This is a genomic window from Ruegeria sp. BB7 (assembly GCF_056539365.1).
Genome location: NZ_JBQFUV010000009.1, coordinates 80,000 through 98,797, shown reverse-complemented (window position 1 = coordinate 98,797; position 18,798 = coordinate 80,000). Strand labels below are relative to the sequence as shown.

At 57.4% G+C, this 18,798-nt stretch carries 20 protein-coding genes; 8 read left to right on the top strand and 12 right to left on the bottom strand.

Annotated features, from left to right (window positions below):
• Positions 1 to 5: 5 nt before the first annotated feature.
• From ACR0D7_RS14310 to def (ACR0D7_RS14290), 5 genes are read right to left on the bottom strand one after another with little or no spacing between them, the layout of a single operon-like run.
• Positions 6 to 242: a GlsB/YeaQ/YmgE family stress response membrane protein gene (locus ACR0D7_RS14310; RefSeq protein WP_170575501.1), complete on the bottom strand. Its 237-nt coding sequence runs from the start codon at positions 240 to 242 to the stop codon at positions 6 to 8.
• Between the two features lies 1 nt (position 243).
• Positions 244 to 480 (bottom strand): hypothetical protein, encoded by a 237-nt coding sequence (locus ACR0D7_RS14305; RefSeq protein WP_170387214.1) that lies wholly within the window; start codon positions 478 to 480, stop codon positions 244 to 246.
• A gap of 4 nt (positions 481 to 484) precedes the next feature.
• Positions 485 to 1,399: a methionyl-tRNA formyltransferase gene (gene fmt / locus ACR0D7_RS14300; protein WP_480679600.1), complete on the bottom strand. Its 915-nt coding sequence runs from the start codon at positions 1,397 to 1,399 to the stop codon at positions 485 to 487.
• 2 nt (positions 1,400 to 1,401) lie between these two features.
• Entirely contained in the window at positions 1,402 to 1,896 is a 495-nt protein-coding gene (gene def / locus ACR0D7_RS14295; RefSeq protein ID WP_480679599.1) for a peptide deformylase, read from the bottom strand.
• A complete protein-coding gene (gene def / locus ACR0D7_RS14290) occupies positions 1,893 to 2,411 on the bottom strand; it encodes a peptide deformylase (protein ID WP_480679598.1) in 519 nt (172 codons plus the stop codon). The genes def (ACR0D7_RS14295) and def (ACR0D7_RS14290) overlap by 4 nt, the downstream gene beginning before the upstream one ends.
• Positions 2,412 to 2,505: 94 nt before the next feature.
• Between def (ACR0D7_RS14290) and ACR0D7_RS14285 the strand changes: the two genes are divergently transcribed.
• On the top strand, positions 2,506 to 3,678 hold the full coding sequence (locus ACR0D7_RS14285) for a MalY/PatB family protein (protein ID WP_480679597.1): 1,173 nt from the start codon (positions 2,506 to 2,508) through the stop codon (positions 3,676 to 3,678).
• 100 nt (positions 3,679 to 3,778) lie between these two features.
• Here the strand turns inward: ACR0D7_RS14285 and ACR0D7_RS14280 are convergent, their stop codons facing one another.
• Positions 3,779 to 4,132: a hypothetical protein gene (locus ACR0D7_RS14280; protein WP_480679596.1), complete on the bottom strand. Its 354-nt coding sequence runs from the start codon at positions 4,130 to 4,132 to the stop codon at positions 3,779 to 3,781.
• Positions 4,133 to 4,343: 211 nt separating this feature from the next.
• Here ACR0D7_RS14280 and ACR0D7_RS14275 point away from each other — a divergent pair, with 211 nt between their 5' ends.
• Positions 4,344 to 5,333 carry a glutathione S-transferase family protein gene (locus ACR0D7_RS14275; RefSeq protein WP_480679595.1) on the top strand — a complete coding sequence of 330 codons (990 nt, stop codon included), beginning with the start codon at positions 4,344 to 4,346 and terminating at the stop codon, positions 5,331 to 5,333.
• On the opposite strand, the gene ACR0D7_RS14270 is transcribed toward ACR0D7_RS14275, so the two are convergent.
• Complete coding sequence (locus ACR0D7_RS14270) at positions 5,315 to 5,677, bottom strand: response regulator transcription factor (RefSeq protein ID WP_170387200.1); 363 nt, start codon at positions 5,675 to 5,677, stop codon at positions 5,315 to 5,317. The genes ACR0D7_RS14275 and ACR0D7_RS14270 overlap by 19 nt on opposite strands.
• Before the next feature lie 182 nt (positions 5,678 to 5,859).
• Here ACR0D7_RS14270 and cobD point away from each other — a divergent pair, with 182 nt between their 5' ends.
• The 4 genes from cobD to ACR0D7_RS14250 all read left to right on the top strand — a co-directional run bounded on the left by cobD (position 5,860) and on the right by ACR0D7_RS14250 (position 10,959).
• Entirely contained in the window at positions 5,860 to 6,825 is a 966-nt protein-coding gene (cobD, locus tag ACR0D7_RS14265; protein ID WP_480679594.1) for a threonine-phosphate decarboxylase CobD, read from the top strand.
• Positions 6,822 to 7,742, top strand: a complete 921-nt coding sequence (gene cbiB, locus ACR0D7_RS14260) for an adenosylcobinamide-phosphate synthase CbiB (RefSeq protein WP_480679593.1) — start codon at positions 6,822 to 6,824, stop codon at positions 7,740 to 7,742. The genes cobD and cbiB overlap by 4 nt, the downstream gene beginning before the upstream one ends.
• Before the next feature lie 11 nt (positions 7,743 to 7,753).
• Positions 7,754 to 8,917 (top strand): lytic murein transglycosylase, encoded by a 1,164-nt coding sequence (locus ACR0D7_RS14255; protein WP_480679592.1) that lies wholly within the window; start codon positions 7,754 to 7,756, stop codon positions 8,915 to 8,917.
• A 272-nt stretch (positions 8,918 to 9,189) separates the two neighbouring features.
• The gene (locus ACR0D7_RS14250; protein WP_480679591.1) at positions 9,190 to 10,959 is read left to right on the top strand and encodes a TadE/TadG family type IV pilus assembly protein; all 1,770 of its coding nucleotides are present in this window, start codon (positions 9,190 to 9,192) and stop codon (positions 10,957 to 10,959) included.
• Between the two features lie 166 nt (positions 10,960 to 11,125).
• Here the strand turns inward: ACR0D7_RS14250 and ACR0D7_RS14245 are convergent, their stop codons facing one another.
• The 5 genes from ACR0D7_RS14245 to ACR0D7_RS14225 all read right to left on the bottom strand — a co-directional run bounded on the left by ACR0D7_RS14245 (position 11,126) and on the right by ACR0D7_RS14225 (position 17,366).
• Positions 11,126 to 11,464 (bottom strand): acyl-CoA thioesterase, encoded by a 339-nt coding sequence (locus ACR0D7_RS14245; protein ID WP_254445078.1) that lies wholly within the window; start codon positions 11,462 to 11,464, stop codon positions 11,126 to 11,128.
• Positions 11,465 to 11,709: 245 nt separating this feature from the next.
• Positions 11,710 to 12,060 (bottom strand): hypothetical protein, encoded by a 351-nt coding sequence (locus ACR0D7_RS14240; RefSeq protein WP_480679590.1) that lies wholly within the window; start codon positions 12,058 to 12,060, stop codon positions 11,710 to 11,712.
• A gap of 54 nt (positions 12,061 to 12,114) precedes the next feature.
• On the bottom strand, positions 12,115 to 15,570 hold the full coding sequence (locus ACR0D7_RS14235; RefSeq protein WP_480679589.1) for a chromosome segregation SMC family protein: 3,456 nt from the start codon (positions 15,568 to 15,570) through the stop codon (positions 12,115 to 12,117).
• A 140-nt stretch (positions 15,571 to 15,710) separates the two neighbouring features.
• A complete protein-coding gene (locus tag ACR0D7_RS14230) occupies positions 15,711 to 16,121 on the bottom strand; it encodes a hypothetical protein (protein WP_480679588.1) in 411 nt (136 codons plus the stop codon).
• A 45-nt stretch (positions 16,122 to 16,166) separates the two neighbouring features.
• Positions 16,167 to 17,366 carry an aminotransferase-like domain-containing protein gene (locus ACR0D7_RS14225; RefSeq protein ID WP_480679587.1) on the bottom strand — a complete coding sequence of 400 codons (1,200 nt, stop codon included), beginning with the start codon at positions 17,364 to 17,366 and terminating at the stop codon, positions 16,167 to 16,169.
• A 151-nt stretch (positions 17,367 to 17,517) separates the two neighbouring features.
• Here ACR0D7_RS14225 and ACR0D7_RS14220 point away from each other — a divergent pair, with 151 nt between their 5' ends.
• On the top strand, positions 17,518 to 18,288 hold the full coding sequence (locus ACR0D7_RS14220) for an FCD domain-containing protein (protein ID WP_480679586.1): 771 nt from the start codon (positions 17,518 to 17,520) through the stop codon (positions 18,286 to 18,288).
• A complete protein-coding gene (locus tag ACR0D7_RS14215) occupies positions 18,288 to 18,788 on the top strand; it encodes a metal-dependent hydrolase (RefSeq protein ID WP_480679585.1) in 501 nt (166 codons plus the stop codon). The genes ACR0D7_RS14220 and ACR0D7_RS14215 overlap by 1 nt, the downstream gene beginning before the upstream one ends.
• Positions 18,789 to 18,798 lie beyond the last annotated feature (10 nt).

Here is an 18,798-nt window from a genome sequence, read left to right as displayed (position 1 = left end):
AGAGGTTAGCGACGCAGGTAGGTCTGCCAAATCCAGATCACCAGCAAGGCCCCAAGCACCGCGCCGACAAAACCCGATAGCCAGCCTGCCACGGCAATCAAGGTCCGCAACAGAAACCCACCCACCAACGCACCCACGATACCGATCAGCATGGTCGTGGGGATATCCGCCTCGATCCGCATAAACCGAGTGGCCAGAAATCCGGCGGCGGCTCCGATGACGATCAAGGCAATGACAGGCACGTTATTTCCTCCAATGTGTCGGCACGATGATCAAAGCGCCGATAGACGACAGAACCGCATTCAGACCGGGCGGGCCAAAGCTGATCCCAAACATGATGCGGACAAAGTAGAACAGGAAGGCACCGCCCACGCAAATGATGATCGAGGGCAGGTATCCATTGTGAGTAAACCCAGTTTTCTCGGACAGGTATCCGACGATCCCGGCTATCACGACGGTGCCCATCAAGACCATGAACATCGGCTTACTCCGAACTCAGGCGGGTTCCAGCCGCAACTGGCCAGCCCCGCAGAAAGGTTTCCATATCCTGTGCACCTTTGCCTGCCCGTTGCAGGCGCAGTAGGTCAATCGCACCTTCACCACAGGCCACGCGGAGCGTATCATTCAATACCTCTCCTGGCGCGCCCTGCCCCTCGGCCAGCTTCGAGGCCAACAGCTTGACCCGGCTATCCCCAATTTCGGTCCACGCACCCGGAAAGGGCGACAAACCGCGGATCAAGCGATCAACCTCGATTGCAGGGCGGGTCCAGTCCACCCGCGCCTCGGCCTTGTCTATTTTTGAGGCATAGGTCACGCCGTCTTCGGGTTGCGGTTCGGGCGTCAGATCCGGTAGGCGGTTCAAGGCCTCGACGATCAGTCTCGCGCCCATGGGGGCGAGGCGATCATGCAGTTGCGCTGTGGTTTCCTGCGGTTCGATATCGGTCGCCTGACGCAACAGAACGGGGCCGGTGTCCAACCCGGCCTCCATCTGCATGATGCAGATACCGGTCTGCGCATCCCCCGCCATGATCGCGCGATGGATCGGCGCGGCCCCGCGCCAGCGCGGCAGCAGGCTGGCGTGGATGTTCAGGCAGCCATGCGTGGGCGCATCCAGTATGGGTTGGGGCAACAGCAGACCATAGGCCACAACCACAGCCACATCAGCATTCAGATCGGCAAACGCGGTCTGCTCCTCAGGTGATTTGAACGAAACCGGATGACGGACTTCCAGGCCCAGCGCCTCAGACCGCGCATGAACCGGAGTCGGGCGGTCTTTCTTGCCTCGACCCGCAGGGCGCGGTGGCTGGCAATAGACAGCGGCAATTTCGTGCCCGGCTTCGACCAACGCGTCCAGCACCGGCACCGAAAAATCGGGCGTCCCCATGAAGACAACGCGCATCTTTACCCCTGTTTCTTGGCTTTGCGCAGTAACATATCGCGTTTCACCTTGCTGAGCCGATCAAAATACAACTTGCCGTCCAGATGATCGATCTGATGCTGCACACTGGTGGCCTCGATCCCGACGAAATCGCGGCGGTCGATCATGCCCTGTTCGTTCAAAAACTTTACCGTCACCGCGCGCGGGCGTTTCACCTTGGCCGACACACCCGGCAGGTTTGGGCTGGCCTCTTCATGTTCACGCAGTTCAATCGAGCTGTGAAGGATTTCAGGGTTCGCCAGACGGACTGCACGGCCCCGTTCGGTCGCCCCATCAACAACTGCCAAGCGCAGCATCACACCTATCTGCGGGCCTGCGAGACCAACGCCAGGCATTGCCTCCATCGTGTCGATCATGTCGTCCCAGATGGCCCGGATCTCATCGGTGACCTCGGGCACCTCTTCGGCCTTAGTCCGCAGGCGTTTATCGGGCCAAGGCAGGCAGGTGCGAACGGTCATGCGCGGGCCTGCTCGCGCTTCAGCTTCTGCATCTTGCGGGTGATCATTTGGCGTTTCAGCGGCTTGAGATAGTCAATGAACAGCTTGCCGTTCAGATGGTCGATCTCGTGTTGCACGCAGGTTGCCCAGAGCCCATCGAATGTCTCTTGCTGCAGGTTGCCATCACGGTCCATCCACGTGACGTCGACCACTTTGGGGCGCGTCACTTCAGCGAATTGTTCGGGGATCGACAGGCAGCCTTCTTCGTAGACGTTGGCTTCGTCCGAGGATGCAATGACCTCGGGATTGAACATGACCAGCGGGCGCGGCGCCTCGCCTTCTTCCTTGATGCAGTCCATCACGATCAGTCGTTCCAACACACCGATCTGCGGCGCGGCCAGCCCGATACCGGGGGCGTCATACATCGTCTCAAGCATGTCGTCGGCCAGTTTGCGCAGCTCGTCCGACAGGTCGGCCACCGGGGCGCAGACCTTTTTCAGACGAGGGTCGGGATGGATCAGGATCTTGCGTTTCATGGGCTTGATTTAGGGCATCCCGCCCCCCGCCGCAACGCCCCCCTTGCACCTGCTGCAATTGTGGCTAGCTTTCGTCCGGACAGATGGAGCAGACATGACTTTCAACGACCTGATCGACCGCCGGGGTACCAACAGTTCAAAATGGGACAAGATGGAGAAACTGTTTGGCGTTTCACCACAGGATGGGCTGGCCATGTGGACAGCCGATTCCGACTATGCCACCGCGCCGTGTGTGATCGAAGCGGTACGGAACGCTGCTGATCACGGTGCGTTCGGGTACTCCTGGGAACACCGTCAGTACCTGTCTGCGGTTCAATGGTGGATGCAGAACCGACACGATTGGGCAATCGAAACCGATTGGGTTCTGACCTCACAGGGTTTGGGCAACGCGATCGCCCTGTGTCTGGATGTTTGGACTGAACCCGGGGATGGCGTTGTCATCTTTACCCCGGTTTATCACGAGTTCGCGTATAAGATTAACACCGCCGGACGGCGCGTGGTCGAATGCCCTCTGATGCGGGAGGGCGACAGCTATGGCATCGATCTTGAGGACGCACAGTCGCGGCTGGACGGATCAGAAAAGCTGTTGATGTGGTGTTCGCCACAAAACCCGTCGGGCCGTGTCTGGGCGCCCGAAGAACTGCGAGCTGTGGCCGCATTTGCCGAGCGTAACGGGCTAATCCTTGTCTCGGACGAAGTTCATCAGGATTTGGTTTATCCCGGTCATACATTCGTACCGATGGACAAGGCCGCACCCGAGGCGCGCCCCTGGACGGTGACCCTGACCGCAGCCTCCAAGACCTTCAACATCGCGGGTCAGCGGACCGGCAACATGATTATTCCCGATGCCAAGCTGCGGGGCCAGATGCGGCATCGGCTGAAAACACTGGACTATGCGCCCAGCGCATTAAGCGTTGAGATGATCACGGCCGCATATTCATCTGAAGGCGCGGCATGGGTGGACGCGCAGGTCGCTCATCTGGATGGCAATCGCAAGCTGTTCGATGCAACCATCGCCGAAATACCGGGTCTGTGGTCAATGCCGCTGCAAGCCACCTATCTTGCCTGGGTCGACTTCTCAGGCGCGGGGATGGATCACTATGAGTTCGTTCGGCGCCTGCGGGAAGACGCTAGGATTGCCACTTCATCAGGCCCCGGATTTGGAACGGGCGGAGAAACTTTCGAGCGGTTTAACCTAGCCACTCAACGCGCGCGGGTCGAAGAAGCCTGTGCCCGGCTGAAACGCGCATTCTCGGATTTGCAGTAGTCAGAGGAATCCAAACCCGTGGGGCATACCCTGTTTTGGCGATCATGAAGAACTCAAAAGGCTCTCTATACCGAGAGCCTATTCTTCAAATTTTCAGCCCCTACTCATCATGCCCCAACAGGGCGATCGGCGCGTCGGGCGCGCGGTAGAAATCCAGCGGAGCCTTGTCGGCTGCGGCTGTACTGCGCTTGAATTCATAGCGCATCTCGCCCGATTGTTCGTCATCGGCAATTATCAAGCACTGGTACAGATGACGGGCGCCGTCGTAGATATCGACAAGCCCACGCAATTGGGGCGTCGTGGCAGCTTCCACCGTAAAGCCATCTTTCCACAATCTGAGGATTTTGAATGTATTGTCGCCAAACTCGACACGAAGGCGACTGGCTTTCTTTAACCCGGCGATTCGCGCCGCATCCAATTCGGCGCTAATTTCCTTTGAAACATAGGTACTCATATCAATACTCCCCGCGCGACATCTACTATTGTGAAGGCCAATTCGTAAAAATCCAGTGAAGGTGCACACACAGAACCGTTCGAATTCAGCTTGTTGCGCGGAAATCCCTCCAAAATCTGTGCGCAGATGCAGGCTCGTTGCGCGCGCCTTGGCATAGGAACGGCCCAACCTCCAACCTATCTTTGCTGAAACGCAATGCGGAGGATTTCCAATGGGCCTGTTGGTCGAAGGCAAATGGCAAGACACCTGGTATGACACCAAATCTACCGGTGGCGCTTTCAAACGCAGTGCCGCGCAGTTTCGCAATTGGCTGACCGCCGATGGCAACGCTGGCCCGTCCGGAAAGGCCGGATTCAAAGCCGAACCTGGGCGCTATCACCTTTATGTCAGTAATGCATGCCCCTGGGCCCATCGCACGCTGATCTTCCGCGAACTTAAGGGGCTGCGCGACTTGATCTCAGTCTCGGTGGTGCATCCCGATATGCTGGACAAGGGATGGACCTTTGAAACCGATAACCACGGCGCAACGGGCGACGAATTGTATGGCCTGAGCTACGCCCATCAAATCTATACCAAGGCTGACCCCCAGTATTCCGGGCGCGTCACCGTGCCGATCCTATGGGACAAGCAAAAAGAGACCATTGTCTCGAACGAAAGCTCCGAAATCATCCGAATGTTCAATTCGGCCTTTGACGGGATCACCGGCAATACTGACGATTACTGGCCCGAGGCCATGCGGGGAGAGATCGAAGAGGTCAACGCCCACGTCTATTCCAACGTCAATAACGGCGTCTACAAATGCGGTTTTGCCACCACTCAAGAGGCCTATGACACCGCCATTCACCCCCTGTTCGAAACACTGGACTGGCTAGAAGACCGCCTGAGCAGCAACCGTTATCTGATGGGAGATCGTGTGATCGAGGCAGACTGGCGCTTGTTCACGACACTGATCCGTTTCGACCCGGTCTATCACCTGCATTTCAAGTGCAACAAACGACGGCTGGTCGATTACCCCAATCTCTGGGCTTACACCCGCGAATTATATCAGTGGCCGGGCGTTGCGCAGACAGTGAACATGAACCACATCGTTCGCCATTATCACTACAGTCATGACACCATTAACCCGAACCGGATTATTCCCGTGAACCCAGTGCTGGATTACCTGGAGCCGCACGGACGCAATCAACGGCCCGCCGCGTAATGTTCGACCATCGCCGCCAGATCCTCTGGCGGCGTTTCACTTTGAACATAGGCACATGCGTTAGGGCTGTGGGCAAAGATCGAGCCATCCGAGAAAAAGGTAGTGTTGGTGACAAAGATCACCCGCGCCTCAGGGCGGCGGTAGCTGGCAAAGTCCGCCACGGCCAGCGCGCTGCCGGTTTCAAGCACAAGGTCCAACACGATGATCTCGAAATCCTGACCATACAGCGCCAGAATCGCGGCCTCTTGCCCGGCAACCAGCGTCACTTCGGCGCCGTGCCGTTCCAGATGCCTTTTCCAGACCCGACCAAGATCGGGGTTACTCTCAACAATCAAGACATTCATTTCCAACAACCTCGGCACTAAGAAGCGTTAGTGATGCCGATCCCCGTAAGTTGTGATCCCGCCATTTCCTTAACAAAGTGTTAATGCGATCTTTCACGGCCACGCCTCATGCAGATTTGCTTGTGTAGACGGCAAAAATCCGCTTGAAACGGGCCGAAACAGGCAATTCTGACGAGATTCCCATGACGAGCCCTAACGAAAACTTGAACCCGCGCGCCCAACGCGATCATGGCGGCGGGTTGGACGGGGCCGTTTCCACCTATGGCGGAGCGCGCGCAGACTGGATCGATCTGTCCACCGGGATCAACCCACATCCGTATGGGATTTCGGATCTGTCCTCTTCGGACTGGACCGAATTGCCCGATCATGGTGCGTTCGAGCGCCTTGCAGACGCCGCCCGCCAATTCTGGTCTGTTCCCGACCGCGCCGCCATTCTACCTGCCCCGGGCGCCTCGGCAGTAATCGCCCGCATTCCCGCGCTTGCCGCAGCGGGCCGAGTTCAAATCACGGCGCCGACGTATAACGAACACGCCGCCGCCTTCACCGCTCAGGGTTGGAGTGTTCAGCCCGACGGCCCCGCCGACGCCCGCGTCATTGTGCACCCGAACAACCCCGACGGACGGGTCTGGACCGAGGCAGACGTGAATGCCCCTCTGACCGTAATCGACGAGAGCTTTTGTGATGTCACCCCCGAGGCATCACTGATCCACTTAGCCGAACAACCCGGTGTGGTCGTTCTGAAAAGCTTTGGAAAATTCTGGGGGCTCGCTGGCCTGAGATTGGGTTTTGCAATCGGTCATCCCGACCTGATTGCACGGCTTAACGATCTTACGGGGCCATGGGCTGTATCCGGCCCTGCATTGCGGGTTGGGGAAAAAGCCTTACGGAACACAGGCTGGGCGAACGCCACGCGACAGCGCTTAAGTATGGAAGCCGACCGGTTAGACAATATGCTAACTACCAAAGGTGCGCGTCTTGCGGGCGGAACCACCCTGTTCCGGCTGTATGAGGTTGATGATGCCGCCACGTGGCAAGACCGTCTGGCCCGCGCCCATATTTGGAGCCGGGTCTTCCCTTACTCACAAACCTTTCTACGACTGGGTCTGCCGCCCTCAAATGGGTGGAACAGGTTAGAGGCCGCTCTGTGAACACCGCTTTCCTGTTGATCTGCGCCATGTGTCTGGACGCGGTTTTGGGAGAACCTGAATGGCTGTGGTCTCGGGTCCGCCACCCGGCCGTGATGATAGGCAACCTAATTGGCTGGCTGGACAAACGCCTTAACCGCAATGCACAGCGACGCTTGAAAGGTGTTGTCGTAGTGCTGTTGTTGGTGGTCGGTTCATTGATCATCGGGCGCGTGCTGTCACTGCTGGGTCCGGTGATCGAGATCATTATCTGCTCCATCCTGCTGGCACAAAAATCGCTGGTGACACATGTGCGCGACGTGGGCAACGGGTTGCAAATTTCGTTGACTGAGGGGCGTGCCAAGGTAGCGATGATTGTTTCTCGCGACACGCGCGACATGACCGATGCACAGGTCGCCCGGTCCGCAATTGAAAGCGCGGCTGAAAATCTCAGCGATGGAATCATCGCACCAGCATTTTGGTTTCTGGTCGCCGGGCTGCCGGGATTGATCGTCTACAAGGCCATCAATACAGCCGACAGCATGATCGGCTACCGCACAGAAAAATACCGCGAGTTCGGCTGGGCTGCTGCGCGTCTGGACGATGTTCTGAACCTGATCCCTGCGCGCCTGACCTGCGCCATGATTGTATTGCTATCCGGCCAATGGGCGCGCTGGCCCGAAATGGTAACAGATGCGAGGCGCCATATCTCACCTAATGCTGGCTGGCCCGAGGCCGCCATGGCCCAGGCCCTGAACGTGGCGCTGGCCGGACCGCGCAGCTATGACGGGCAGGTCCGTGATCTGGCCTGGGTAAATGGGGATGCTCCCCGCGAAATCGGTGCGCCGGAAGTTTTCCGCGCATGCCGCATGCTGTGGGCCGTTTGGGGGCTTGCGCTTGGCCTTCTGTCAGTGTGGGTTGGGGTCAGCTTTATTCTCTGACGGACCGTCTCATGCGCTTTCTTTTTGGCCTAGTCGCCGCCACCCTGTTCGCCTCACCCGCTCTGGCCCAATGTGGCGGTGGGTTCAATTCCTTTGTCAAAGGATTGAAAACAGAGGCCGTGCAACATGGGTTCGACAATGCCACTGTTAACGCTTTCTTCAAAGGCGTGCAAAAAGATGGTGCTGTGCTCAGGGCCGACCGCGCGCAAGGCGTGTTTCAGAAACCGTTCATCGACTTTTCCCGGCATCTGATCTCACAAAACCGGATCGAGCGTGGTCAGGCGATGTCGCGCAAATACGACGCGGTGTTTGATCGGATCGAGGCAGAATACGGCGTTTCACGCGGGGTTCTTCTGGCCTTCTGGGCGTTCGAAACCGATTACGGCGCGTTTCAGGGAGACTTCAACACCCGCAACGCGCTGGTGACGCTGGCTCACGACTGCCGCCGACCTGAGCTGTTCAGACCGCAAATTTTCGCGGCTATCGAACTTTATAGCCAAGGGAATTTCGACCCCGTTCGCACAACCGGTGCTTGGGCCGGAGAGATAGGAATGGTCCAGATGCTGCCTCGCGACATTCTGGAAAACGGGGTCGACGGCGATGGCGATGGTAAAGTTTTGCTAAAAACCTCTGCTCCTGATGCGCTAATGTCAGGGGCAAAGATGCTGTCGCATCTGGGCTGGCAACCGGGACAGCCTTGGTTGCAAGAGGTAACGGTGCCCGCGCAGATGGACTGGTCACTGTCCGGCCCCGGCAAACCACGCTCGGTGGCCGACTGGCAAGCGATGGGCGTGCAGGCGCGCAACGGTACTTTGTCAGACCTGCCCGCTTCGCTGATCCTGCCACAGGGGCACAAGGGGCCGGCCTTTTTGGCCTATCCGAATTTCGATGTTTATTTCGAATGGAACCAGAGCTTTGTTTACGTCCTGACCGCTGCTTATTTCGGAACCAGACTGGAGGGCGCCCAGATTTACAATGCGGGCAAGCCAGAGCCTGGGCTGTCAGGCGCGCAGATGAAACAACTGCAAAGCAAACTTCAGGCACGTGGCCATGACGTCGGTAGAATTGATGGCATTTTGGGGGCGGGAACACGAGCCGCTGTTCAAGCCGAGCAGAACCGCCTTGAGTTACCTGCAGACGCATGGCCGACGGCCGAGCTGCTGAACAGGCTGTGAATCTATCCTTCGCCACATTTTATCTACAGAAGAACTCAACTGCTTAGATGTCAGGCCAGCGCACAGGAAAGATATAAATATCTGAAACATCTATGCTTTATGACTTTTCCACAGCATAAGGCCCTGCACGGCATCCAAATTTGGAAGTCCCTCGTTCATATTGCGTTAACATTATATTCATTTTGAGTAATTTAAACAGCAAATTTGTGGCCTAAATACGCCTACATCCTACGCCATGGTTAATCCGATTTATGCATATCGCGGAGACTACCATGAGCAACCTGCTGCCACCGAAGGTTTCGAACTCTGCACGCAATTACAAAAGCTTGAATAAGGCCAAGCTTTTTGCGGCCGAGGAAGACGGATCTTTTACAATCTTTGTTCTGCTTGGCTTTATAGTCATTCTGGCCATGACGGGCATTGGCGTCGACATGATGAATTACGAGCGCGACCGGGCCAAGCTGCAATGGACCCTCGACAACGCCGTATTGGCCGCTGCCGATCTTGAACAAGAATTGCCACCCAAAGAGGTGGTGAGCGCATATTTGGCCACCCAAGGTCTTTCTGGGTACGATGACAATGTCGTGGTTGACGACGCCTATCTGGACCGGACAGTCAGTGCGGGCCTAGACATGAATTTTAATACCCACTTCATGCGGCTGAGTGGTGTCGACACCATTCCAATGGGTGTGTTTGCAGCCGCCCACGAAGCGGCGCCTTGCACCGAGATTTCCATGGCCTTGGATATCTCAGGAAGCATGGGGGAAAACGACCGCCTTGCTCTGATGCAGAAAGCAGCCAAGGCATTCGTATCAGAAACTTTCGAGCGGAATACTGACCCGGACACCGGCGAGGAAACCGTATGCCAAACCTCAATCAGCACGATCCCATTCGCGGGCCAAACCAACCCCGGTGCCACGATGTTCACTTATCTGGGCGGCGAACGGTTTGGGACGACCACGGACGAGGACTACTTCCCCAAGTGGGAGCAGGACATCTCAAACGTTGTGTTCTGGTTTGATACAGATGGCGATAATGAGGTCGACTTTTCCGTCAAGGTCGACAACTTTCCGGACAGCACGACTGATGTATTTGTCAAAGACGACGTGGATACTTACTACCACTATGTCAGAGACTATATCATCCAAAACTCCTTGGATGTGCCTGAGGATGCCGTGCTGGTTGGGGCCTCGATCAAAGGCGGCAAACAGCAGACTGAGTTCTTCAGCATAGCCGGGGATCACATCGTTGGATCAACGAAGTTCAACAATACGGACCTTACAATCGAATACAGCGATTTTGAGACATATGTTGATACGATCCCGAACAACACCTCATCGTGCTTGGAAATGACCTATTCGGACTTCCTGAATTCCAATCTGCCATCCGGATCGATTGATCAGGTACCTTATTTCGTGAACTGGGAATATGATGCAACGACCCAGAACTGGGGCTGGTGCCCGGATGATGAAATGAGCATCCAATATGCCCAGAACGATGAAGCCGCCTTGCATACCTTCATCGACGGCTTGCGGTTGTTCGATGGAACCGGCACCAATTACAGCCTGAAATATGCGCTGGCCCTGCTGGACCCCGCGGCCCGAGATGCCTTTGCTCATCTCGCTGACGAAGGCGAAATCCCAAATGAATTTGCTGACCGTCCGTTGGATTGGGAAGCAGAAGACGTTGCGAAGTACATCGTCATCATGACTGACGGAGCAACCAGCCCGCAGGTTCGGCCAACCGATGAATTGGAAGCGGAAAACGGAACCACCGAGCTGATTGTTCGCCCGGACGACGACACCATCATTACGTCATCGCACACAACCAACCTTCAGTTGTTCCTTGACCAATGTGCCATGGCAAAGGCGAAGGGTGTTACCATCTTTGCCGTCGCGTTCGAAGCCTCTAGTGCAGCCGCGGCAGAGCTCAGAGCCTGTGCCTCGACTGAATCGCACTATTACGAAACAACTGGCGAAGAAGTCATCGAAACCTTCGTATCGATCGCCGGTGCGATCCAGAACCTGAGGCTGATCCAATAATCCAGCCGGGTGACGTGGCTGCTCGGTCCGGTCTGACTGGATAGCGTCCCCAAATACAACAATCTTGATCAGCCCTTCGCCGCTGCGCACAAACAAGTCGCAGCGGCGATTTTCATTTTTGGAAAGCTGTGACCTCTGCACTGCTTAGCGAATGCAAGCCAACTTTTCAGTTGTCTTCAAAAACAGGCCGGGGCGCGCCTTCGTCATCCAGCGCGACAAACACGAAATCCGCATCCGTAACCTTATGACCTTTTTCGGAAAATCGAGCACGCGCCCAGGCATCCACGTGAATGCGCATCGACGTGCGCCCCACTTTGCGCAGGGTGGCATACAAGGTCACCTCGTCCCCCACCTTGACCGGGCGCAGGAACTGCATCGCTTCTACCGAAACCGTGGCCCCGCGCCCTTGCGAGACCCGACCGGCCATATTCCCCGCTGCAAGGTCCATCTGGGACATCAACCACCCTCCGAAAATATCGCCCGAAGGGTTTGTATCCGCAGGCATTGCTACGGTGCGGATCACAAGAACGCCCTCATCCTGTTGGCGACCGTGTGACCCGCGCTGTTTTCCAAGGGCCAGGTATTTTTCTGTTTCGTCGGTCACTTGGTTGCTCCTTTGGTGGCTTGTATATCTGGCTTGGCGTGTCGGGCTTTCCCGACCTTAGTTTCTTGGGCAATTATCTGAAATACAAAGCTGGTCTGCGTCAGGCACAGTCCTTCGGTGCGAAACCAGATCAGGTGTCTGAAATTTCACTCGGGGCGTACCGGGTAACGGTCGCCCTTTTGATCAATCAGGATCAACCGCTCGCCGCTAAACACATACAGATCGCAGCGACTAAAACCGTTGCGGTATTGGATGCAAACGCTGCCATCCTCGGCTATCGAATAAGTGCCAAACGCAGATTCCCCGCTAGCATAGGTATAGGAATAAGCACCGCCTGCCGAATATTTGGACTGCCCATCATCGTAAAACGTCAGCGTGCGTCCGGCCAACGCGTCCAATTCTGCGGGCGTCAGCGGTACATCACCGGGTTTCATGCGCCATTCAGCGGCCCAAACCGGGCTTGCGGCCAACACCCCAAGGATTAAAATTCGGCTCATGCGGCCACCTTAGACGGTTGCACTGCAAATGGCTTATAACGTTGCGGTGAGGGATCAGGCCACCATCTGCTCGGCCTTCTTCAGATCGACCGAGACCAACTGACTGACACCCTGTTCCTGCATGGTTACGCCAAACAGACGATCCATTCGCGCCATCGTCACCGCGTGGTGAGTGATGATGAGGAACCGCGTGTCGGTCTGGCGGCACATCTCGTCCAGCAGATCGCAGAACCGAGTAACGTTGGCGTCGTCCAAAGGCGCGTCGACTTCGTCCAGAACACAGATCGGGGCCGGATTGGCGAGGAAGACGCCAAAGATCAGTGCTGTTGCGGTAAGGGTCTGCTCCCCCCCCGACAACAGGCTGAGGGTCGAGAGCTTCTTTCCCGGCGGCTGGCACATGATCTCAAGCCCGGCATCCAACGGGTCATCGCTTTCGACCATCACCAGATTGGCCTCGCCGCCACCGAACAAATGCTTGAACAGCATCGCGAAGTTCGAGTTCACCTGTTCGAAAGCGGTCAACAGCCGCTCGCGGCCCTCGCGATTGAGGCTGGCAATACCGCTGCGCAGAGCTTTGATCGCCTCCTCCAGATCGGCTTTTTCACCGTTGAGAGTATCAAACTCTTCCTGAACCTCTTTCGCATCTTCTTCGGCGCGTAGATTCACCGCCCCCATCGCATCGCGCTGACGCTTATGGCGGTTCACTTCGGCTTCCAAAGCATCCGCTGCCGGCATTTGATCAGGGTTCACATCCAGCTGGTTCAGCAATTGGTTCGGGGTCAGCTGCTGATCTTCGGCAATGCGTTCGGCGGCTGCAGTCACGCTCTCCTTCGCCGCATCACAGCGGGCCTCGGCCGCAGCCCGGCTTTCGCGTGCTTCCGAGGCCAGGCGTTCCGCGTCCCGCTCGGCCATCACCACTTCGCGCTGCTGTGTTTCCGCCTCGGCCAACTTGTCGGCCGCCTCAGCGCGGCGGGCTTCGGCGGCGTCGATCAGTTCATTCAGCTCTTCACGCGCCTCGGCGATTTCACCCGGGGCCGCCATGGCTTCGGCCAATTCTTCTTCCGAGCTTTCCTTGCGCTCGGCCAGTTCAGATATCCGCTTTTCTGCGCTGTCCAGCCGGTGCCGCCAACCACTCAGGTCCTTTGTCACTTCTTGCGAGCGCCGCGTCCGAGCCTCGCCCTCACGCCGCAACTCATCATGGGTCGAGCGGTGCGTCAGCATGGTGATCCGCGCGGCCTCGACCGTCTGCTTGATGTCCTCAACCTGTGCGCGGGCATTGTCGAGGTCTCCCAGACCAGCCAGCCCACTCTCGGCCTCGCGCAGTTGCGCACGGGCGGACATGGCATCTTCTTTGTGGCGGTCTACTGCAAGAGCCAGGGTTTCCAGCTTGCCCTGCGCCAGATTTCGATCTGCTTCGGCTCGGCTGAGCTGCCGTGCAGTTTCGGCCATGCGTTGGTCAGCGGCACGGCGCGCCTCGCGCGCGCGGCGGTCAGCCTCGGTCACGTCGGCCAGTTGCTGCGACAGCGCCTCATGCGCGGCGCGTGCGCCATCGGCCTGCGCCTCAGCCCGGGCAAGCTCCTGTTTCAGCGCCTCAAGCTTGTTGAGTTGCTCCAGCCTCAGGGCCGCCGCACTTGGCGCATCTTCGGCCCAGGCGCGGAACCCGTCCCAGCGCCACAGATCACCAGATCGAGACACCAACCGTTGTCCGGGTTTCAGCGACGCCTGCAACCGCGCGCCCTGATCTGCGTCGACCAAACCGATCTGCGCGATCCGACGGCTCAGTCGATCCGGGCCTGATACGTGCAACGCCAATGGTTCAACACCATCTGGCATGGGCTGGTCCGTGTCGTAGGCCGTGACCTGCACCCACCCCGAAGGACCGTCCCCTTCGACCAGCGGCGCGCGAAGGTCATCAGCCAGTGCTGCACCCAATGCTTTTTCATAACCCGGCGCGACACGCAGCAAATCGAGCACCTGACCGCCCTCGGCGGTATCGCGTTCGACCAACTTGGCCAGTGCAGAGGTTTCAGCACGAATTGCACCCAGCTCACCTTCGGCTTCGGATCGCTGCGCCCGGGCTTCGGCCTCTCGTGCCTGCGTATCATTGCGCAGCTCATCCGCAGCGGCCAGAGCCTCTTCGGCGGCTTCGGCAGCTTCACGAGCCTCCTCTTCCCCTTCCTGAGCAGCCTCGAAAGCCTCGCTAGCGCGGGTTAGCGCCGTTTTGGCTTCATCCACGGCAGCACGTGCTTTTTCTTCTTCTGCTTCAGACCTGGCCAGTGTCTTACGGCTATCCTCGACCAGTCGTTGCGCCGATTGGTGACGGGCAACCAGACGGGCCATATCCTCGGTTTCCTGCGAAAGATGATCTTCACGATCCTGCAGCACGGAGGCCGCTTCGCGGGCGATTTCGGCAGCCTCAGCCACCTTGTCGTCGTGTCCCTCAGCCGCTTTGGCCAGTTCACGTGCTTCCCATTCCAAGCGCTCAATCATCTGACCCGCATCGCGGTTCAGACCTGCCTCGCGTTCGATGTCATTGCCCAACTGCTGAATACGATTGGTCAAGGTTTCGATGGTCTGGCGGGCGCGTGTCTCTTGATCCGCCAATTGGTCACGCTGCACTTGCTGACGTTGCAGGACCGCGGCAGCGATAGCCTCTTCTTCGCGCAACGGCGGCAGCGTCTCTTCAATCTCGGCGCGTTTTGCGGCAGCCGCGCGTGCCTCGGCCTCGGCACGGGAGGCTTCGGTGATCCGTTCGCGCAGCTTCTCTTCCGCCTGCTGGCGGGCCATGTCAGCCTCTTTCCAGCGACGATACAGCAACATCCCTTCGGCCTGCCTTAGCTGTTCGCCAATCTCGCGATAGCGCGCGGCCTGACGGGCCTGACGCGCGAGTTGCGCCAACTGTGCACCCAACTGCTCCAACACGTCATCGACACGGGTCAGGTTTGTCTCGGTGCCTTTCAGTTTCAGCTCGGCCTCGTGCCGACGTTGATAGAGGCCCGAGATTCCGGCGGCCTCTTCCAAGATCCGGCGGCGCGCGCGCGGCTTGGCATTGATAAGCTCGGCAATTCGGTTCTGTCCCACCAGCGCAGGCGAATGCGCACCCGTCGAAGCGTCGGCAAATAGCATCTGCACATCACGCGCACGGACATCTTTACCGTTGGTTTTATAGGCGCTGCCAACATCGCGGGTGATGCGACGGACGATCTCCAATTGATCATTGTCATTAAACCCCGAAGGGGCCAGCCGTTCCGAGTTGTCCATGGTCAGGACAACCTCGGCAAAGTTGCGGGCTGGACGTGTGGCTGCACCGGCAAATATCACGTCTTCCATCGCGCCGCCTCGCATGGATTTAGGGCGGTTTTCCCCCATCACCCAGCGCAAGGCTTCCAGTAGGTTGGACTTGCCGCAACCATTTGGACCCACCACACCGGTCAACCCATCCGCGATAATCAAATCGGTCGGATCAACAAAGCTTTTGAAGCCGGTGAGTTTGAGTTTGCTAAAGCGCAAAGGCGGCGGGTCCCATGATTCCTACGTCTTTGAAGTCTGCGCAACGGATTGGGCTTGAGTCAACGAGGTTGCGCAGGATATGGGATATCAACCCGACTTATCCACAATATCTTGCCGAAATGCGCAGGAAAGCGCGTATTTCAGTAAGGCGTACACTCGAACACCTGATATCCGTAGCCATTACCAACATCTTCGTAGACCCCGTAATCCACACATTCATAGTTCGGGGTCGAGATAGAAGTCAGCAACAAACGCTCTCCTGCTTCGCGGTCGCAGCCCAGCACGCCAACCGTCACCGCCGCATCGCCCAGTACGTCCAGAACCGGGCAACCTGAGACCTGCGCCATCGCCAGCCCGGCCCAGTCCCGGATCGGCCCCAGACGCGGTGCGTATTGAGCATTTACCCGAACGGCCTCAGCTATGTCTCCGCGTATGCGCACATCAAAGATGCTGCCGTTCACCGCCACACGAGTTGCGGGTATATCGCGAAAATAAGGCGTGCCGGCCGAACAGGCGACCAACACCAATAGGAGGTATAGATACCGGATCATACGTCCAGTTTTGCCGCCACAAGGTTAACAAAATCTTGCCGACACTCAGGCGCGCAGGACTTCTCCCAACCGGCGGACACCCTCTTGGATCGTCGCTTCGTCGGAATTTGAAAAACTCAGTCGGATCGTGTTGGCCCCGCTACCGTCCGGAAAGAATGCCTGCCCCGGCACAAAGGCCACTTTCACCGTATCAAGCGCTCGGGCCAATAGATCAGACCCGACAATGCCCTTTGGCAAGGTTACCCAGACAAACATGCCGCCCTCGGGTTTGGTCCATTCCACACCTTTCGGCATATGTTCAACCAGCGCATCCAGCATTGCGTCACGGCGCGCTCCGTAAACACGCCGCAGCATGGGGATATGCGTATCGAAACAGGCCCGCGCGACGTCATTGATAGCCATCTGATTAATCGTTGCGGAATGCAAATCGGCTGCCTGTTTCATCAGCACAAGTTGCGAAATCACCTGTTTGGCAGCCACAACCCAACCCACCCGCAAACCCGGAGACAAGGTTTTCGAGAAGCTGCCGCAATAGATTGTCCGACAGTCCTCAATCGAGCCCTTACGCGCAAGTTCCAGCGCCAGAACCGGGGGGACGGGCTCTCCTTCATAGCGGAGGGCCTGATAGGCACCGTCTTCGATCACAGCGCAGTTCAGGTCCTCGGCCAAATCCAACAACGCTTCCCGGCCACGAAGGTCCACGGTCTCGCCAGTTGGATTGGCAAAGTCGGGCGAAAGATAAGCGAATTTCACCAAACCTTCGCCTGCTGCCGCGGCATATTCAGCCGCTCCGCGATTGCCATTGATGCTGAGCTTGTCAAAACGCGGCTCATAGGCGTTGAACGCTGCCAGCGCACCCAGATAAGTGGGCCACCCCACCAGCGCCGTGTCACCCGGAGAGAGGTATAGCTTACCGAGATAATCCAGAGCTTGTTGCGATCCCGAAGTGATCAGAATGTTGTCTAACCCACACTCAATCCCGATCTGACGCATGTGATCGACCAACCATTCGCGCAACGGCGCGTACCCCTCGCTAACCGAATATTGCAGCGCCTGCGCCTGCCTCTCAGCCCCCAACGCGGTCTGAAAGGCATCAGCAAATGCTTCCGCTGGGAACAGCGCTGGGTCAGGAATGCCGCCTGCAAAGGAAATGATGCCAGGTTGGTCAAGAAGCTTGAGCAATTCGCGTATCTCAGACGCCTTCATCCGCGACATTCGCGTTGCAAACAGATCTTTGGTCGACATGGGCTTCCTCCGCATTCACGTCGGGCAGCCTAGGCATTGACTCAACAATGTCAACAGTTCTGACCTAGTGTAACAAAAAACTAGGGATGCGCGTTCTTGAACCCTCAAGAAAACCGTGGTCATATGATTTGACCAATTTTGGAAAGCACGTATGCCCTTTCACAAAATTCAGACTGAAAAGCTATCCCTCGCGGTTGTGAGACAGATCGAACTGCTGATCCTGCGCGGTATCTTACGCCCAGGAGAGCGGCTTCCGGCGGAACGCGAATTGGCAGAGCGATTGGGCGTTTCACGCCCTTCATTGCGCGAAGCGATATCGGACTTGCAGGATCAAGGATTGCTGACCGCCAAGGCAGGGTCTGGCATTTACGTCGCCGAGGTTCTGGGCTCGGCCTTTTCTCCGGCGCTGGTTCGGCTCTTCAGCAGCCATAATGAAGCCGTGTTTGATTTTCTGTCCTTTCGCCAGGATCTGGAAGGGCTGGCCGCCGAGCGTGCTGCCCGTATGGGATCAAGCAGCGATCTGAAAGTGGTGCAGGCGATATTCGACAAAATGGAAGCTGCGCACGCCCGCAATGCAACCGAGGAAGAATCCGAGCTGGACGCGCAGTTTCACATGGCCATCATTGAAGCCAGCCATAACGTCCTGATGTTGCACATGATGCGCTCAATGTATGACCTGTTGCAGCAAGGCGTGTTCTACAATCGACAGATGATGTTCCAGCAAAGCACCACGCGTGGCGCAATTCTTGACCAGCATCGCGCCATCAATGCGGCCATACAAGAGCGCGACCCAAAGAGCGCGCGCAACGCGGTTCACCAGCACCTGAGCTTTGTGCAGCGCTGCATGGAAGACCATCAGAAGGCCCTGCGCAATGAAGAGATCGCGCAGCAGAGGCTTGCGCATGAGACCGAGCAAACCTGATGTTCATCGGACACCTGCCCGGAGCCTACCTGTTCTTTCGTACCGCCACGCCAAAACTCAGCCCCGTTGCATTTGCAGCAGCCATGATCGGAGCGGTGGCACCAGATATCGACATGCTGTGGTTCTACTTTGTCGACAATCGCAGTCATCACCATCACGAATACCTCACCCATCGACCGATCGTATGGCTGGGTTTTCTGATCCTCGGCTTGATCCTTCGTAAATGGTCCGATCGGGTCGGCAGCATCATTGCCGGGTTCGGCGCCGGAGGCTCGGTTCACATGGTGCTGGATTCGATCGTGGGCAGCGTTTCCTGGGCGTGGCCGTTCAGCGATGCCGCTTATCCCCTGGTGACGGTCCAAGCCACGCATTCACACTGGATCCTTTCCTTCCTGAACCACTGGACCTTCATGGTTGAGATCGGGATCACACTGCTCGCTGCATTTGTCTTTTGGTACAGGCAAAGAAAAACCCGAGAACCAGAGGCTCTCGGGTCTTAAATTCAGGTCA

What these genes read in the sequence shown, in the direction of transcription:
- ACR0D7_RS14275 (WP_480679595.1), top strand. Translation starts at nt 4,344, where the DNA reads ATGGGCCTGTTGGTCGAAGGCAAATGGCAAGACACCTGGTATGACACC.
- ACR0D7_RS14250 (WP_480679591.1), top strand. Translation starts at nt 9,190, where the DNA reads ATGAGCAACCTGCTGCCACCGAAGGTTTCGAACTCTGCACGCAATTAC.
- ACR0D7_RS14215 (WP_480679585.1), top strand. Translation starts at nt 18,288, where the DNA reads ATGTTCATCGGACACCTGCCCGGAGCCTACCTGTTCTTTCGTACCGCC.
- ACR0D7_RS14305 (WP_170387214.1), bottom strand. Translation starts at nt 480, where the DNA reads ATGTTCATGGTCTTGATGGGCACCGTCGTGATAGCCGGGATCGTCGGA.
- ACR0D7_RS14225 (WP_480679587.1), bottom strand. Translation starts at nt 17,366, where the DNA reads ATGTCGACCAAAGATCTGTTTGCAACGCGAATGTCGCGGATGAAGGCG.
- ACR0D7_RS14285 (WP_480679597.1), top strand. Translation starts at nt 2,506, where the DNA reads ATGACTTTCAACGACCTGATCGACCGCCGGGGTACCAACAGTTCAAAA.
- fmt (WP_480679600.1), bottom strand. Translation starts at nt 1,399, where the DNA reads ATGCGCGTTGTCTTCATGGGGACGCCCGATTTTTCGGTGCCGGTGCTG.
- def (WP_480679598.1), bottom strand. Translation starts at nt 2,411, where the DNA reads ATGAAACGCAAGATCCTGATCCATCCCGACCCTCGTCTGAAAAAGGTC.
- ACR0D7_RS14270 (WP_170387200.1), bottom strand. Translation starts at nt 5,677, where the DNA reads ATGAATGTCTTGATTGTTGAGAGTAACCCCGATCTTGGTCGGGTCTGG.
- ACR0D7_RS14255 (WP_480679592.1), top strand. Translation starts at nt 7,754, where the DNA reads ATGCGCTTTCTTTTTGGCCTAGTCGCCGCCACCCTGTTCGCCTCACCC.
- def (WP_480679599.1), bottom strand. Translation starts at nt 1,896, where the DNA reads ATGACCGTTCGCACCTGCCTGCCTTGGCCCGATAAACGCCTGCGGACT.
- ACR0D7_RS14220 (WP_480679586.1), top strand. Translation starts at nt 17,518, where the DNA reads ATGCCCTTTCACAAAATTCAGACTGAAAAGCTATCCCTCGCGGTTGTG.
- ACR0D7_RS14240 (WP_480679590.1), bottom strand. Translation starts at nt 12,060, where the DNA reads ATGAGCCGAATTTTAATCCTTGGGGTGTTGGCCGCAAGCCCGGTTTGG.
- ACR0D7_RS14245 (WP_254445078.1), bottom strand. Translation starts at nt 11,464, where the DNA reads ATGCCTGCGGATACAAACCCTTCGGGCGATATTTTCGGAGGGTGGTTG.
- ACR0D7_RS14230 (WP_480679588.1), bottom strand. Translation starts at nt 16,121, where the DNA reads ATGATCCGGTATCTATACCTCCTATTGGTGTTGGTCGCCTGTTCGGCC.
- ACR0D7_RS14280 (WP_480679596.1), bottom strand. Translation starts at nt 4,132, where the DNA reads ATGAGTACCTATGTTTCAAAGGAAATTAGCGCCGAATTGGATGCGGCG.
- cobD (WP_480679594.1), top strand. Translation starts at nt 5,860, where the DNA reads ATGACGAGCCCTAACGAAAACTTGAACCCGCGCGCCCAACGCGATCAT.